Source organism: Chitinophaga sp. Hz27 (assembly GCF_042263525.1).
Lineage (GTDB): Bacteria > Bacteroidota > Bacteroidia > Chitinophagales > Chitinophagaceae > Chitinophaga.
This window is the reverse complement of the sequence record NZ_JBHKFJ010000001.1, coordinates 1-14,496: the sequence shown is the minus strand read 5'-3', so window position 1 is coordinate 14,496 and position 14,496 is coordinate 1. Positions and strand designations below refer to the sequence as shown.

General features: G+C 43.8%; 14 protein-coding genes. 12 read left to right on the top strand and 2 right to left on the bottom strand.

Going from position 1 to position 14,496, the window contains the following annotated elements:
* The first annotated feature begins 21 nt into the window (after window positions 1-21).
* From ACE38W_RS00070 to ACE38W_RS00050, 5 genes are all read left to right on the top strand, one after another.
* Window positions 22-459, top strand: coding sequence for a DUF1573 domain-containing protein (locus ACE38W_RS00070; protein ID WP_375828124.1), 438 nt, complete (start codon window positions 22-24; stop codon window positions 457-459).
* A gap of 45 nt (window positions 460-504) precedes the next feature.
* Complete coding sequence (yajC, locus tag ACE38W_RS00065) at window positions 505-843, top strand: preprotein translocase subunit YajC (protein ID WP_375828123.1); 339 nt, start codon at window positions 505-507, stop codon at window positions 841-843.
* Window positions 844-931: 88 nt separating this feature from the next.
* Window positions 932-1,531 (top strand): dephospho-CoA kinase, encoded by a 600-nt coding sequence (gene coaE, locus ACE38W_RS00060; protein WP_375828121.1) that lies wholly within the window; start codon window positions 932-934, stop codon window positions 1,529-1,531.
* A 45-nt stretch (window positions 1,532-1,576) separates the two neighbouring features.
* On the top strand, window positions 1,577-2,680 hold the full coding sequence (locus ACE38W_RS00055) for a tetratricopeptide repeat protein (RefSeq protein WP_375828120.1): 1,104 nt from the start codon (window positions 1,577-1,579) through the stop codon (window positions 2,678-2,680).
* Window positions 2,681-2,716: 36 nt separating this feature from the next.
* Window positions 2,717-3,016: a HesB/IscA family protein gene (locus ACE38W_RS00050; RefSeq protein ID WP_375828118.1), complete on the top strand. Its 300-nt coding sequence runs from the start codon at window positions 2,717-2,719 to the stop codon at window positions 3,014-3,016.
* 172 nt (window positions 3,017-3,188) lie between these two features.
* On the opposite strand, the gene secDF is transcribed toward ACE38W_RS00050, so the two are convergent.
* Window positions 3,189-6,365, bottom strand: coding sequence for a protein translocase subunit SecDF (secDF, locus tag ACE38W_RS00045; RefSeq protein ID WP_375828116.1), 3,177 nt, complete (start codon window positions 6,363-6,365; stop codon window positions 3,189-3,191).
* A gap of 216 nt (window positions 6,366-6,581) precedes the next feature.
* Between secDF and ACE38W_RS00040 the strand changes: the two genes are divergently transcribed.
* The 4 genes from ACE38W_RS00040 to ACE38W_RS00025 all read left to right on the top strand — a co-directional run bounded on the left by ACE38W_RS00040 (window position 6,582) and on the right by ACE38W_RS00025 (window position 10,544).
* Window positions 6,582-7,781 carry a serine hydrolase gene (locus ACE38W_RS00040; RefSeq protein WP_375828115.1) on the top strand — a complete coding sequence of 400 codons (1,200 nt, stop codon included), beginning with the start codon at window positions 6,582-6,584 and terminating at the stop codon, window positions 7,779-7,781.
* Between the two features lie 49 nt (window positions 7,782-7,830).
* Entirely contained in the window at window positions 7,831-8,544 is a 714-nt protein-coding gene (locus ACE38W_RS00035) for a DUF4397 domain-containing protein (RefSeq protein ID WP_375828114.1), read from the top strand.
* A 137-nt stretch (window positions 8,545-8,681) separates the two neighbouring features.
* Entirely contained in the window at window positions 8,682-9,875 is a 1,194-nt protein-coding gene (locus ACE38W_RS00030) for a pyridoxal phosphate-dependent aminotransferase (protein ID WP_375828112.1), read from the top strand.
* A 141-nt stretch (window positions 9,876-10,016) separates the two neighbouring features.
* Window positions 10,017-10,544 (top strand): hypothetical protein, encoded by a 528-nt coding sequence (locus ACE38W_RS00025; protein ID WP_375828110.1) that lies wholly within the window; start codon window positions 10,017-10,019, stop codon window positions 10,542-10,544.
* A gap of 3 nt (window positions 10,545-10,547) precedes the next feature.
* Here ACE38W_RS00025 and ACE38W_RS00020 read toward each other — a convergent pair whose 3' ends face one another.
* Entirely contained in the window at window positions 10,548-11,459 is a 912-nt protein-coding gene (locus ACE38W_RS00020) for a M23 family metallopeptidase (protein ID WP_375828109.1), read from the bottom strand.
* Between the two features lie 100 nt (window positions 11,460-11,559).
* On the opposite strand from ACE38W_RS00020, the gene ACE38W_RS00015 reads away from it, so the two are divergent.
* The 3 genes from ACE38W_RS00015 to ACE38W_RS00005 all read left to right on the top strand — a co-directional run.
* The gene (locus ACE38W_RS00015; RefSeq protein WP_375828108.1) at window positions 11,560-13,113 is read left to right on the top strand and encodes a methylmalonyl-CoA mutase; all 1,554 of its coding nucleotides are present in this window, start codon (window positions 11,560-11,562) and stop codon (window positions 13,111-13,113) included.
* Window positions 13,114-13,154: 41 nt separating this feature from the next.
* Window positions 13,155-14,045 carry a class I SAM-dependent methyltransferase gene (locus tag ACE38W_RS00010; protein WP_375828107.1) on the top strand — a complete coding sequence of 297 codons (891 nt, stop codon included), beginning with the start codon at window positions 13,155-13,157 and terminating at the stop codon, window positions 14,043-14,045.
* Between the two features lie 88 nt (window positions 14,046-14,133).
* Window positions 14,134-14,496, top strand: a 363-nt coding sequence (locus tag ACE38W_RS00005) for a transposase (RefSeq protein WP_375828106.1), incomplete at its 3' end; no start/stop codon positions are given.

Genomic DNA, 14,496 nt, shown 5'->3' with positions numbered 1-14,496 from the left:
TTTACGGAAAATAGCATCATCATGAAAGCATTGTTTTATATCCTTACCTGTGCTACATTGTTCTTAGCTGCCTGCAATGGTAATAATGCCCAAAAAGCTGCAGTTCAAGACGCTGAAAAGGCTAAAATCATCGACAGTAAAGATGTAGCCATCACTTTTGAAGAAAAAGTACATGATTTCGGTGAAATCGTTCAGGGAGAAAAAGTAGAGTATTCCTTTAAATTCACCAATACAGGTAAAACAGATGCGGTAATTGAAGATGCGATTTCCAGTTGTGGTTGTACCGTTCCTGAATGGCCTAAAGAACCATTAAAACCTGGTCAGTCCGGCTTTATCAAGGTAATCTTCGACAGCAACGGCAAAGAAGGTTATACCCAGAAGGAAGTTTCATTGAAACTGAACGACGGTGCCGGTTACCATGTTGGTCCTATTATCCAGTGTAATATTATCAGGAAATAATTTTTATTAAATTTTATTAAACTACTAAATCAATTATAGATGAACATGCTGAATGTTTTATTAGCAGCTCCATCACAAGGCGGTGGCGGCAACCCAATGGGATCTTTCCTGATTTTTGGTGGAATGATCGTGGTAATGTATTTCTTCATGATCCGCCCTCAGACCAAAAAAGCTAAACAACAGAAACAATTTATCGAAAGCCTGAAAGAAGGTGAAAAAGTTGTTACTATTGCCGGTATCCACGGTAAAATCAAAAAAGTAAACGACGATGGAACCCTGGTAATCGAAGTTGGTCCTGGTACCTTCCTCACCATGGAACGTTCTGCTATCAGCATGGAATATACTTCTCAGAAGAATACTCCTCCTGCTGCTCCAAAAGCATAATTTATACCGCTATATTTTTCCAGCCGGTGCATAGAATTTTCTGTGCACCGGCTTTGTTTTATGGCAAATTTTATTAAATTCGATTGTTATGTTTAAGGTAGGAATTACAGGGGGCATTGGCTCCGGAAAAAGCACGGTCAGTAAGATTTTTGAACTGCTGGGAGTACCTGTCTACTATGCCGACGAAAAAGCTAAAGATATCCTCATTCGCGACCAGGAACTGGCCACGCAGGTCAAAGCGCATTTTGGAAATGAAGTCTATTTTCCGGACGGCACCCTCAACAGGAAATACCTCGCTAATATCGTCTTCAATGACAAAACTAAATTAGACCTGCTCAATTCCCTGGTTCATCCTGCCACCATCCGGGATTCTGACAACTGGGCAGCCCAACAGACCGGCCCATATGTACTGAAAGAAGCTGCACTCCTCTTTGAAACGGAATCTTTCCATCATCTTGATAAAATTATTGGCGTCTCCGCTCCACAACCACTTCGAGTGCATCGTGTGATGAAACGCGATAACGCCAGCCGCAACGATGTACTAGCCCGAATTCATAAACAAATTGATGAAACAATTAAAATGCGTTTAAGCGATTACGTTATCTTTAATGATGAACAGCATATGGTTATCCCGCAAGTGCTGGAACTGCATCAGACCCTGTTGAAGCTAGCCCGGGAAAAACGCTGAATAGCCCATTGCCACTGAGTTTTTTGTACCTATATTATATCTCATATGAAAAAAATCCCTGTATCTCTGCTGATACTGTTGGCATTTCATTGCAACTATTCTTTTGCGCAAACAGCAGATAACAAACAAAAAGCCATTGATATCATGAGGAACGCTGTCAAAATAATGGACAACGGCCAACTGGATTCTTCATTGGTCTTACTCCGGCAAGCAGCCGCAATGGATCCCTCCAACCGCGATATCCCTTACGAAATTGCTTACGCGTATTACCTCGCTGAAAAATCTGACTCCACTGTTGCCATCCTGACAGAATTACTTAAACGAGTACAACACCCACAGATATACGAAATGCTGGGTAATGCCTATGATGTACTGAAGCAAACGGATAAAGCGCTGGATGCTTATAATAAAGGGCTGGAGATAGACCCCAAAAGCAGCCGCCTGATGCTGAATAAAGCCATTTTGTATGCTTATCAGGACCAGGCAGATAACGCCCTGAATTGGTTCGAAAAAGGTATTGGCGCCGATCCTCAATTTCCATCCAACTATTTCTGGGCAAGCCAGCTGTTGGCTGAAAAGGAAAAATATGTCTGGGCACTGCTATACAGCGAGGTTTTCATTCTTTATGAGCCTACGTCAAAGCGCATGAACAAGCTGTCGGAAATGATGTATAACATCTATAAAAACCAGATCACATTTACCGATAGTTCCGCACATGTTAGTCTGAATAAACTGGTAGTCATGAATATCAATGATTTGCTGGATAAAAATAGTAAGCAAAAAGTTAAACTGCCATTTGAGGCCAACTATGAAATGATGGTGACGCTGGCTACTGTTATTCCGGGCAAAAAGGAGATGTCGCTTGCACTGATTTCCGAGCTTCGCAGCAATTTCATCAAGCTGTATTATTCCCGCAAATTGAATGAAGAATATCCTAATGCACTGTTGGAATTTCAGAAAAAAATCGATGATGCGCAGCTCACCGAGCCATATACCTATGTACTATTGAGATATGGTAACCTGGAGGAGTTTAACAGCTGGGTAGCAAATGGTGGAGAGGCGAAACTGAAGTCGCTGGTAACTTTCCTGGGAGATAATTACCTGAACCTGGATGAGAAAAACTATCTGCACCGCGATATGTACCAATAATTTGCATTTCCCTACCTTTGCTTAAAATTAAGAAAGATGGATGCAGGTTTATTAGTTCCCATTCAGTTTACTCCTGCTGCGCAGGCCATGGTAAAGCAATTACTGAACTCCATGGCTACCTCTCCTTATCTTCGTATAGGCGTGAAGGGTGGTGGCTGTTCCGGGATGGGATTTATGATAGGTTTTGATGAGATGGAGGCGGATGACAATTTATTTGAGGTGGATGGCATTCCGGTAATTATCAAGAAGGCACATAGTATGTACCTGGCCGGGATGCAGGTGGATTACCAGGAAAATGAGTCTGGAAGCGGGTTTGTTTTTAATACACCGCAGTAATATTATTTAAATAAAAGGAAAAGGGCTGTTCTTACGAGGTAAGGACAGCCCTTTTTCTTTTATTGTTATGGAGATGATATTGTAAGTAATAATGGGCTACTATACAAAAAAAAGGCTGTCTCTATGCAGAGACAGCCTATATATTTATCAAACATTTTTCCTGTTAAGATGCTTACTTAGCTATTTCTTTTTTGGAAGAAGCGCTGATTACATCGCTTTCGTTAGCCAGTTCGTTCTTCTTGTCAAAGTCTACCAGTACTGGAGCTGCAACGAAGATAGAAGAATAGGTACCGGTGATAACACCGATCAGCATTGCGAATGCAAAACCACGGGTTACTTCACCACCGAAGATGAACAGGATCAGGATGGTCAGGAATACAGTCAGAGAAGTCATAACTGTACGGCTGAGGGTATCGTTGATCGCTTTGTTGATAACGGTATTACGATCGCGGCCATGAGCACCTGTTCTGAAGTATTCACGGATACGGTCGAATACGATAACGGTATCGTTCATCGAGAAGCCTATCACGGTGAGGATAGCGGCGATAAAGTGCTGGTCAATTTCCAGTGTGAATGGAACGAAGCTTCTGCACCATGAGAATACTGCCAGTGTAACGAGTACGTCGTGCAGCAGGGAGAAGATAGTACCGATAGAATATTGCCATTTGCTGAATCGCAGCAAGATGTATAAGAAGATTACTACGATAGACAGCACGGTAGCTTTAACAGCACCTGCGCGGAGGTCATCGGAGATAGTTGGAGATACAGTTTGTGAACCAACGATGTAACGGCTGGAGAATGCCTGCGGCGTTACAGATGCATCATAGTATTTTTTCAGACCATGATACAGTTTGTCAGTTACTTCTTTATCTACAGCAATGCTTTGTTCTTCAATTTTGTAAGAAGTAGTGATGTTCAGTTGGTTGGTGTTACCAATTGTTTTCACATAAGGTTCAGAACCAAATTCTTCTTTCAGGGAAGCTCTTACATCATCTGAGTTCATTGGGTGTTCGAAACGAACGGTGAAGCTACGACCACCAGAGAAATCGATACCGTGATCGAAACCATGGAAGAAGGAAGAAACACCTGCCAGCATTACTACAGCAGAGATAACATAAGCGATTTTACGTTTACCTACGAAGTCAAATGCAGCGTGTTTGAATACTTTACGGGAAATTGGTGTGAAGTATTCGAAGTGTCTTTTCTTGTTAGTCCACCAGTCAGTAACCATACGAGAAACCAGGATACCACAGAACAGGGACAGTAAGAGACCGATGATCTGAGTGGTAGCGAAGCCCAGTACAGGACCAAGACCGAAGTAGAACAGGATGAATGCAGTCAGTAAGGAGGTAACGTGACCATCCAGTACCGGAGCGAGGGAACGTTTGTAACCTTTTTCGATCGCGGACTGATAAGATTCACCATGGGTGAGTTCATCCTTGATTCTTTCGAAGATAATTACGTTCGTATCCACAGCCATACCGATGGTGAGTACCAGACCTGCGATACCAGCCATGGTGAGCGTAGCGCCCAGGGAAGACAGGATACCGAAGGTAAACAGCAAGTTGAGGATCAGTGCGATGTTAGCTACCCAACCAGCAGAGTTATAGTACACCAGCATCAGTACGAAGATGATGATGAAGGAGATGATGAAGGCTTTAGCACCTGCAGCAATAGATTCAGCACCGAGGGTTGGCCCTACGATTTGTTCCTGAACGATTTTAGCAGGAGCAGGCATTTTACCTGATTTCAGGATATTAGCCAGGTCACTTGCTTCTTCTACAGTGAAGTTACCGGTGATCTGAGAACGGCCACCAGCGATTTCGCCTTGGATATAGGGAGCAGAGTAAACGATGTTATCCAGTACAACAGCTACGTAGTTGAAGGTAGCAGGATTTTTAGGGTCAGAAGGAGCCAGCTCGTTGGTGAGTTTTCTCCATTCGTGTGCACCTTGGTTATCCATTACCATGCTGATTTCAGCATTGTTATTCTGGTCGAAATCCTGACGGGAATCTACGATTCTGTCGCCACCCACGCGAGGAGCAGGGTTAGCTGGATTGATTTTCAGGATGTAAACATCCAATGCGCCGTGTTTGTCGGTTTTGTTTTCAGGGCCGAAAACGAAAACGGCATCTTTAGGCAGCACACCTTGTACAGCTGGGAGTTCCAGGTAGCGGCGGAAAGTAGCGGTATCTTTAGGCAGTATTACACCAACAGAAGCAGCAGGGATGATCTGGTTGGTTTGCTGATCAATTCTTGGATACAGGATAGCGAAGAGCGGATTCTGTTTCTGTGCTTCTTTCAGGGCTTTTTCCTGAGCAGCGAGGCCAGTATCAGCTTTTGCTTTTGCAGCTTTACCGGAATCTTTTGCGAGATAAGCGTTCAGGTCACCGGTTTTAGCAGAATCTTTTTCGTTAGCAGCAACGGCGGTTTTGGCAGTATCAGCAGCAGCTTTAGCGGTATCCGGAGTGAGGGATGCACCACCAAGGGAGTTTTTGATAGCCTCGTTCATTGGGCTAAGGATGTTCTGGAATACATCAGGGCTGTTTTTGTAAACTTCTCTGAATTCCAGGTTTGCAGTGGCTTGCAGGTATTTACGAACACGTTCAGCGTTGTCTACACCGGCCAGCTCAACAGAGATAAGACCTTTATTTTCATCCAGGCTGATGTTTGGTTGTGCTACCCCGAATTTATCAATACGTTTCTGCAGTACGATATAGGTGTTTTTAATAGCAGCACGAGATTCTTTACGAATCATGTCCAGCACCTGCTGGTTGTTAGAATTGAAGTTGATATCTTTTTGGTAAGCATTTGCGAAGATGTTCGCCAGTTTGCCCTCTGGAGCTACTTCAGCATATGTTTGCCCGAACAAAGTAACAAAATCAGTCTGACTGGTTTTTCTCTTCTCAATAGCCAAATCCAGCGCTCTGTTAAATGCTGGGTCCTTGGATTGACCGGATAAAGCGCGGATAACGTCTTCTACGCTTACTTCCAGTACTACGTTCATACCACCAACGAGGTCAAGACCGAGATTTAATTCTTTCTCTTTTGCTTTGTTGTAGGTTACGTACCATGGAAACCCTGCAATCTCCTTATTGCTGGTGCTATCCACGATCTCTTGTCTTCTTTCTTTAACAAATCCCTTCAGCGTATCTTCATAAAAACCCTGCAATTGAGTATTGTCTGGGTATTTCTGTTTAGCGGCGGGATATTGTTTGTCCACATCGGCTTGGGCCTGCTGGTCTATCTTCTTCTCAAAGTTCCGCACCAAAAACGTGAAGGACAATTGGTACAAAGAGATAAGGATCAGTGCGATGGCAAAAAATCTTACCAGTCCTTTAAGTTGCATATTGTTTGTTTCGGGTTTATAATAAAAAATTTTTAAGAGTTGCAAAGATAGAATTTAAATTGATATATTAAAGCCATTTAAAAAATAGGCGCAAAACGGCTACCCGCTTGGGTTTAGAGGCAAGTTGGCGATAAAAATTTGCTTTCTGCGATTCTGGTTTTTTACGGATTTTAATATATTTCCATTGCTTTACAGCATGTTAATACCGACAAATATATGCAAACCCTTCATTATCGCACAACAGATAATTTCCCGGAAAGCTGGTGGAGGAGAAAAAAAGGCATAACTGCGGCCATTTTCAGCCATCCAGAACGTTTTCGGCTCCAGGTCATTTATACACAAATTGACCGGGATGAGCAACAAAGACCCAGGTTTACGGATTTCCACTTCCGAAGCCGGCTGGGAGAATACTCCTACCCTGCTTCCACCGTAAAGCTCCCTGCGGCCATTCTGACCCTGGAAAAGCTCCGGATGCTCAACATCCCGGGACTGGATCTGCATTCCCCCTTATCCATCACCGCCTTGCCAGGGATTAACCCCGGCGTCGCCGAGGATCGGACAGCCCGTTGCGGCCAGGCTTCTCTGGCGCATTATATTAAAAAGATATTCCTCATCAGCGATAATGACGCCTATAACCGCCTGTATGAGTTTCTGGGCCAGGAAACCCTTAACAGGCGCCTCTGGGAATGTGGTTACCCTGATATCCAGCTACGCCATCGGGTGGGTATTCCCCTCCACGAAGAGGCCAACAGGCGTACCAACGCTTTCCAATTCAACCGCGATGGACAAATAATATATGAACAACCAGCACAATTTAGTCAGTTGGCATTTACACCCCGCCACGACCTCGCCGGCAACTGTCATATTGATCATAAGGGAAACCTGGAACAATGTCCTATGGACTTCTCCATCCGTAACCGTCTTCCGCTCTCCAATCTTCATGATATCATGAAGAGAATTTTTTTTCCGGAGCTTGTAACAAATACGCAACGCTTCCGTTTAACGGAAAGTGACTATCAATTTTTGTATCGTTGTATGTCGCAATACCCTGCAGCGTCAGCAGATCCAGTTTATGACCAGCAGCAATATCATCAGGCCTATGTCAAGTTCCTGCTGTATGGCGGACAAAAAGACGCTGTAATTCCACCCAGTATACTAATTTTCAATAAACCTGGTTGGGCATATGGATTTTTGACAGACTCGGCTTATATTGTCGACCTGGAAAAAAAGATAGAGTTTCTGCTTTCCGCTACCCTCTATGTCAATCAAGATGGAGTTATCGGGGATGATCATTACGAATTTGAAGAAACCGGCAAACCGTTTCTCCAAGAACTTGGAGAGATGATCTATGAAGTTGAATCAGAAAGACCAAGAAAAATTATGCCTGATTTAAGCAGATATCAGCCACGGGTATAATCGAACTAAAAAGTAAAATTCACACACTATTTTTAAAAACTGAGAGCAGATGCTGACTAAGAAAAATCGCGTTTGGGCTATCATTGTGCTGATAGCCGCTACTATGGGACTGACCTCCTGTTTGAAAAACAATATCGACACTACAAACTCCAGACCTATGTACTGGATGTATGTGCTGAATGCCTCTACATTCAGTCCAGGTATGGATTTTTATGATAACGGCACCAAAGCCAATACCACTGCATTTGCTTACGATGGAAAATCTGAATACTATGGATATGGCGGACAACACGAGTATAAACTGACCGTTACTGGTAAAGACTCTGTGCTGACTGTAAGTACCAAAGTACTGGACTCTCTGAAATACTATACTTTCGTTGTCTATGGTACTAACCCGGTGAAGTCTTCCTTTATTTATAATGACCTTACTACTTGCAGCAGCAGCGCTATCAACTTTCGTTTCTATAACCTGAGTCAAAACCTTGGCCCTGTGGATGTTTATCTGGGTACCCAGAAAGTACTGAGCAACCAGGCATTTGCTGATGGTTATTTTGAATCAGGATTTCAGCAGCTGACCAATGTCAGCGACGCATCTTCCATGACCATCAAACTGGCTGGTACTGATAGTGTTGTAGCGAAAAACACCAACATGTACTATGGCTCACTGCAAACTGCCGGCGTTTACACTGGCTATATTGCAGGTACTCCAAACAGTACGGGTAACGATAAACTTTTATGTAACACTGTTATCAGTTACAGATAAAATTACTTGCTTTTGCAAACATAGAAGGGGCTGGACATCCGGCCCCTTCTGCGTTTATACATCAGTTCGCAATATCTTTCATTCCTATTTCTCTTTTTTTTGTGTAGGTTTGTCCTGGTCAATCCGATATTAAGCATATGATTCAACTTGCAGAGAGGCTGTCCAGGATTTCCGAGCCTCAAACGATTAAAATGGCTAAACTCGGCCGCGAGCTGAAAGCCCAGGGAATAGATATAGTAGATCTCAGTATTGGAGAACCTGATTTTGATACGCCGGCATACATACGTGAGGCTGCTAAAAAAGCCATCGATGAGGGCTTTACCCACTACACACCTGTAGCTGGATACCTCGACGTACGCCAGGCAGTGGTATATAAATTAAAGCGAGATAACGGTCTTGACTATACGCCGGAGCAAATCGTAGTTTGTACCGGAGCTAAGCAAAGCCTTGCCAACGCAGTACTTGCACTCGTGAACCCAGGCGATGAAGTAATCATTCCTACCCCATATTGGGTTACTTATTCCGAGCAGGTAAAACTTTGCCAGGGTGAAGTAGTATTTGTTCCTTGTGGCATAGAGAATAATTACAAAATTACACCTGCCCAGCTGGAAGCGGCTATCACGCCTAAAACCAAGCTGTTCATGTTCTCTTCTCCCTGCAACCCTACCGGTTCCGTTTATTCCAAAGAAGAGCTGAAAGCACTGGCAGACATCTTCCTCAAACATCCACAGATCTTTATTATCTCTGACGAGATATACGAATATATCAACTATGTTGGTAAACATGAGAGTATCGCGCAATTCGGTGATCTCATCAATAGGACTATCCTGATCAATGGCCTCAGTAAAGGGTTTGCTATGACTGGCTGGCGCCTGGGTTACCTGGCAGCGCCACTGGAAATTGCTAAAGCCTGCGATAAAATCCAGAGCCAGTTTACTTCTGCTACCTGCTCTATTACACAACGTGCAGCAATCACCGCGCTCAGAGGTGATCTGACCACCGTAGATGAAATGGTTGCCGAATTTAGAAAACGCCGCGAATACATCCACGAAGCACTGAAAGGTATTCCTGGATTGCAGGTAAATGATCCGGAAGGCGCATTCTATATGTTCCCTAATATCAGCGCGTTTTTCAATAAGTCCTATGAAGGAGAAACTATCAAAAATGCAGACGACCTCTGTATGTTCCTCCTCCACCGCGCAAACGTTTCTACCGTTACTGGTAGCGCATTTGAACAGCCAAACTGCATCCGCCTCTCTTATGCCACCTCTATGGACAAACTCCAGGAAGGTGTTAAAAGAATGAAAGAGTGGCTGGCTAAACTCAGCTAAGCAATTTATTAAAATACCAAAGGGATTTTTTAATTTTCCGCTAAGTATCTTACTACGGATAATTAAAAAGTCCCTTTTTTCTTAAGATACTTATATATAATATTATTCTATATTTGTATCTGCAAAAACCTGAATCAACTGATGACAACCGAGAAATTGCTGTATGCAGTGCTGGCCCTGGGAGCTGTGTATATGGTGTATACTACAGTAAAGGATATAATTAAGAAACAGCCTGCAGAAGGACCGGAGGTGCAGCCAGTGCTGGCTACCAGCGGCGCCAGTACCATTCTGCCACTGCAATTGCAGGCGTACGAGCGAATGGCTTTGTATGTAGACCGTATCACACCGCAATCGCTGATCGGGCGATTATATCAGCAAGGCATGACCGCTACAGACATGCAATTATCCATGGTACAAAGTATCAAGGCGGAATACGAACATAATGTTCCTCAGCAGATATATGTATCCACTCAGGCCTGGGAAGCAATCAAGTCGCTGAAAGATCAAACTATCTCCGTTATTAACCAGGTAGCCATTGGCTTACCCGAAGAAGCACAGGCCATGGACTTGAACAAACAGGTGCTCGAAGTATTTATGGCTGCAGGTGCCTCTCCGGCTGATCTGGTAGCACAGATCATCAATTCCGAAGCTAAAAAAATTATGAAATAGGCATCAATGCCGTGGATTCAGGATCACTTCATTCAGGAGATATCCTTGTCCATTAAAATGAATATAGAGGGGTGTTCCCAGATACCAGGGAATATCCCCTTGTTTTTTATGGACCTGTATGTGCAGATGTGGTTCTGTACTGAAGCCAGAATTACCAATACAAGCCAATGGCTGGCCAGTAACCACCATATCTCCATCATGTACCAGCACACTATTCATGCGTAGGTGTCCCATGAAAATATAGCAGCTATCTGTTTCCAGTAACACCTGGTTGGTATTCTTAGGTCCTCGCTTCATATTGGGAGGAATATTATCCGGATTATTACTGTAAGCCCTTACTACCCGCCCATTACAAGGAGCATATAATGTATCCCCGAAGATTTCATAATCGGGAAGGTTTCTGGAAAAAATCTTGTCTGCCCTACCTCCAAACCGATTCAGCTTCACGATATCCATCGCATAAATCGCCCCACGCAAGCTGAAATGAAAAACGTTTGTGGGTAATCCTTTGCCGCCCTGTAATACGTAATATCGGTTTCCTTTAAATGGAAGAGAGAGTTCAATCACTTCCGGCTTGCCGGTAGTTCCTGTAAAGTAAAGAAGGTTAAGTATCATTAGCAATAAGGCCAAACTTATGTTGGTCCATACTTTCCAGCGGGATGGCGGAGCATGTGATGTTTTCTTTCTGATAAACACCAACAGCAAGTCAGCGGCAAATAGTATCCCGAACAAGTAACCAAGATAGATACTCAGGTATACCCAGGTACCAAATAAATAGACGAATGTGCCCAGGCCAACTCCCAGGAAGAGATAACTGAAAGATATGCCTGGTGGCCGTTTCCCTGCCAGCCACATAAAGCGTAGACTCAGAAACGCTAACAGCAGGGTCATACCTAATAAGGCATAAATAATCATAGTGAGCAGTAACTTTTCTCTAAAATATCAATATTTTTCTCCTCAACGAAGTACGATAATAATTATGTAACATTGCAATGCCAGCATCATACACTAAAAGATGGAAAAGAACATACAAACCGATTCAGGCATTATCATCGCTCCTGCATATAGTGAAGCGGTGCCTATGCATGAGCAGCCAGGAGAATTCCCTTTTACAAGAGGTATCCATGCCACCATGTACCGGGACAAGCTCTGGACAATGCGCCAATACGCAGGATTTAGTACAGCAGAAGCATCCAACGAACGTTATCACTACCTGCTGAGCCAGGGTGTAATGGGCCTTAGTGTTGCATTTGATCTCCCTACACAAATCGGCTATGACTCCGATCATGCCATGGCAGAAGGCGAAGTAGGTAAGGTGGGTGTGGCCATTGATTCGCTGGAAGATATGGAGATACTTTTCAAGGGCATTGAACTGGAAAAAATCTCTACCTCTATGACCATCAACGCCACAGGCTTTATCCTGCTGGCCTTATATATTGCCCTGGCAAAGAGACAGGGGGCAGATCTGAAAAAAATCTCCGGTACTATTCAGAATGATATCCTGAAAGAATATGCTGCCAGAGGTACTTTCATTTACCCTCCCAAACCTTCCATGCGCATCATCACAGATATCTTTGATTATTGCAGCAAGGAAATACCTAAATGGAATACCATTTCTATTTCCGGTTACCATATCCGCGAAGCAGGCGCTAATGCAGTGCAGGAGCTAGCCTTCACGTTATCGAATGGTAAGGCATACCTACAAGCCGCGCTGGAAAAAGGACTTGACATAAATGTATTTGCCAAACGTCTCTCTTTCTTCTTCAATGCACATAACCATTTGTTTGAAGAAGTAGCGAAATTCAGGGCAGCCCGCCGTATGTGGGCACAAATAACCAAAGAACTTGGCGCTACCGATCCTAAAGCGCAAATGCTTCGTTTCCATACACAAACAGGTGGTAGTACCTTAACAGCACAACAACCACTCAACAATATTGTTCGGGTGGCAGTGCAAACACTGGCAGCTACTTTAGGTGGCACACAATCACTACATACCAATGGCTACGACGAAGCATTATCGCTCCCTACAGAAGAGGCAGCACGCATTGCGCTCCGTACCCAACAAATAGTGGGCTTTGAAAGTGGCATTGCGGATACCGTAGACCCACTAGCCGGTTCCTTCTATGTAGAAGCACTGACCAACGAAGTGGAAAGCAAAGCCTGGGAACTGATAGAAAAGATCGATGCCATGGGCGGCGCGGTAAGTGCGATTGAGCAAGGTTTTGTGCAAGATGAAATTGCGAAAAGTGCCTATAAATACCAGAAAGACATTGAGAACAATGAAAAAATAATAGTAGGGGTTAATAAATTTACCACTACTGATAATAATCCTCCAGAAGTATTTCGGATTGATGACAGTATTCGCAAAATACAGTCGGAGCGTTTAAAAGACCTGCGTTCCCGCCGGAACAATGAAGCCGTAAACGCCTTACTAGCCCGCATTCGCGCGGCTGCACACACCACTGAAAACCTCATGCCTATCGTAGTGGAAGCGGTAGAAAATCTGGCCACGCTGGGTGAGATCGCAGATGCACTTCGTGCAGAATGGGGAGAATATCATGGTGGATAAAAATTTTTAATATTAATTTGGCAAAAAAATAACTGCATACTTTGATTTATCGAAATACCTGTCCGCTTTGTGGTTCCTCACAAATACACGAAGCGCTAACAGCTAAAGACTACACTGTATCTAAAGAAACTTTTGGTATCTGGCATTGCGGTACCTGCACGGGTCGTTTCACGCAGAATGTTCCCGATGGCGCACATATTGGCAAATACTATCAATCGCAGGAATACATCTCGCATACAGAAACCAAAGAGGGATTGATTAACCGCCTCTATCACAGCGTAAGAAAGATTACACTTCGTAGTAAACAAAACTGGGTAAGGGCCGCCAGTGGTCTGAAACAGGGAACGTTACTCGACATTGGCAGCGGTACCGGCGCCTTTCTCAATTACATGAAAACAGGTGGCTGGAACGTGACAGGCCTGGAGCCAGACGATACCGCCAGACATAATGCCAAACAATTGTATCAGATTGAGGCACTGCCGGTAGATCAATTGTTTACACTGGAGCAACATCAGTTTGATGCCATCACCATGTGGCATGTACTGGAACATGTTCACGAATTACATCGTTACCTGGAACAGATGCGCAAGCTCGTAAAACCTGAAGGCGCTATCATCATCGCTGTTCCTAATTACACCTCATTGGACGCCAGCTACTATAAAGAGTTCTGGGCCGCCTATGATGTTCCGCGTCACCTGTACCACTTCTCTCCTGCTTCTATGGAGAAGTTGCTGGCACAACACGGTATCACGGTAGTCAAAAAACATCCAATGGTATTCGATGGCTTCTATGTGAGCCTCCTCAGTGAGAAATATAAAACCGGAAAAAGCAGGCTGCTGCAAGGTTTCTGGCATGGATTACGATCTTATCGCAGAGGCCTCAAGGAAGTAGACCGTTGCAGTTCTATTGTATATGAATGTAAGGTATCTTAATAAAAACACGAAGAGGGTGTCTCAAAAGGCACCCTCTTTTTTTTTGGGGGGGGGAAATCTCTTAGACAGTTTTTTCCGTTCGTATGATATGCCCAAAGGAAAAACACTCTCAGTTGTATTTAAAGCCTCCTTGCAACACCAGGCAATGCTTTTCCCACCAGAGATAGGTGATCTGATTGCCGAAAATCATCCTGTGCGAGTTGTCAATGATGTCATAGAAAAGATAGACATCAGTTTGTTGTTAAAGCGGTATAAGGCAGGAGGAACCAGTAGTTATCATCCCAGGATGTTATTAAAAGTCCTCATTTACGCCTATATAAATAATATATACAGTAGTCGTAAAATAGAAGAGGCCCTGGGCCAGAATATTCATTTTATGTGGCTTAGTGGTATGAGCAAGCCTGACCATAATACTATTAATAGGTTCCGTGGAGAGCGCCTACAGAAGGTT